At 63.9% G+C, this 1,852-nt stretch carries 1 protein-coding gene and 2 rRNA genes; 2 read left to right on the forward strand and 1 reads right to left on the reverse strand.

Going from position 1 to position 1,852, the window contains the following annotated elements; translation table 11 throughout:
• Positions 1 to 230: ribosomal RNA gene (locus tag CA984_RS43900) — 23S ribosomal RNA — on the forward strand; the annotation flags it as partial.
• A 75-nt stretch (positions 231 to 305) separates the two neighbouring features.
• Positions 306 to 422: ribosomal RNA gene (rrf, locus tag CA984_RS43905) — 5S ribosomal RNA — on the forward strand.
• A gap of 758 nt (positions 423 to 1,180) precedes the next feature.
• On the opposite strand, the gene CA984_RS46920 is transcribed toward rrf, so the two are convergent.
• Positions 1,181 to 1,852, reverse strand: a 672-nt coding sequence (locus CA984_RS46920; protein WP_165781653.1) for a hypothetical protein, incomplete at its 5' end; no start/stop codon positions are given.

Here is a 1,852-nt window from a genome sequence, read left to right on the forward strand (position 1 = left end):
GACGGACGAACCTCTGGTGTGCCAGTTGTTCCGCCAGGAGCACGGCTGGTTGGCTACGTTCGGAAGGGATAACCGCTGAAAGCATCTAAGCGGGAAGCTCGCCTTGAGATGAGGTCTCCCACCACGTGAGTGGGTAAGGCCCCCAATAGACGATTGGGTTGATAGGCCGGAGGTGGAAGCACAGTAATGTGTGGAGCTGACCGGTACTAATAGGCCGAGGACTTGACCACAAAGCATTTTTGCTCGCGTCCACTATGCGATTCTGAAACAGCAAGCACCGTGTGTGTTTGACAGTTTCACAGTGTTACGGCGGTTATGGCGAAGGGGAAACACCCGGTTACATTCCGAACCCGGAAGTTAAGCTCTTCAGCGCCGATGGTACTGCACCGGGGACGGTGTGGGAGAGTAGGTCGCCGCCGGACAATCTTTAGAAAGGGCCGCTCCTTGTGGGGCGGCCCTTTCTGTTTTTCACCCATTTTCAACCAGGCCCCTTTCCTCCATGAACGACGATGGCCGCCCAGTCCGTTACGGCCCAGCTCGATGGTCGTCTGCTCTCTCCAGAGAGCAGCGAAGATCTGATCAGGCATCAGAGATTCTTGATCTTGGCTGGCTCGCGCTCGCCTCGGTGTATGCGATCAATACGCACCTACGTAGGCAGAAGGCGTACGGACTTTGGGCGACTTGCTAGGCTGGAGGAGCCGGGCCACCCCCCACTGAGGGTGGCCTTCGTCGCGCTAGACCACGATAGGGCGGGGCAGCGATAGCGAACGGGGCGCACCCCGCGGCCGGAGACCGCCCGCACAGCGAATCGTCCCATGCACATAAGAGGACGCGCTCGCCGAGTGAGCAAACGAATGGACCAGAAGTGAACAGTGATAACGGGCGTGACGGCGCGGGCCGGCGCGACGAAGGCGAGAACCGCGGATCTAGCGGTCAGGGAGGCTACCGCGGGGATCGCGCAGGTAGCGACAGAGGGCGTCCGGGAGACGGCCCCCGATATGGTGAGCGCCGCGAGGGACGTTCAGGCGGGCCCTATGGTTCTCGCGACCGAGGCGACCGTCCGTCCGGCGGTTACCGCGACAGCCGCAGTGGAGGCGACCGGCCTCCGTTCAACCGCGATGACCGCCCAGGCGGCGGTGGTCAGCGCTCCTATGGCTCTCGCGACGCGGGCCAGCGTTCCTCAGGGCCGCGTGACGGCGGTGAGCGTCGTTCCTATGGCGACCGTGACCAGGCGCGTAGTCAGTACGGCTCGCGTGAGGGCGGCCAGCGGCCTCCCTTCAACCGCGATGACCGTGGTGGGCGTCCTCCGTTCAATCGTGATGACCGTCCGGGTGGCGGTGAGCGTCGTTCCTACGGCGATCGTGAGGGTGGTCAGCGTCCTCCGTTCAACCGCGACGATCGTGGYGGSCGTCCTCCGTTCAATCGTGATGACCGTCCGGGCGGTGGTGAGCGTCGTTCCTACGGCGATCGTGAGGGTGGTCAGCGTCCTCCGTTCAACCGCGACGATCGTGGCGGCCGTCCTCCGTTCAACCGCGATGACCGTGGTGGGCGTCCTCCGTTCAAYCGTGATGACCGTCCGGGCGGTGGTGAGCGTCGTTCCTACGGCGAYCGTGAGGGCGGCCAGCGTCCTCCGTTCAATCGTGACGATCGTGGTGGGCGTCCTCCGTTCAAYCGTGATGACCGTCCGGGTGGCGGTGAGCGTCGTTCCTACGGTGATCGTGACCAGGCGCGTAGCCAGTACGGCTCGCGTGAGGGCGGCCAGCGGCCCCCCTTCAACCGCGATGACCGTGGCGGGCGGCCCCCGTTCAATCGTGACGATCGTGGTGGGCGTCCTCCGTTCAATCGTGATGAC

Source organism: Streptosporangium minutum (assembly GCF_002149035.1).
GTDB classification, from domain to species: Bacteria; Actinomycetota; Actinomycetes; order Streptosporangiales; family Streptosporangiaceae; genus Streptosporangium; species Streptosporangium minutum.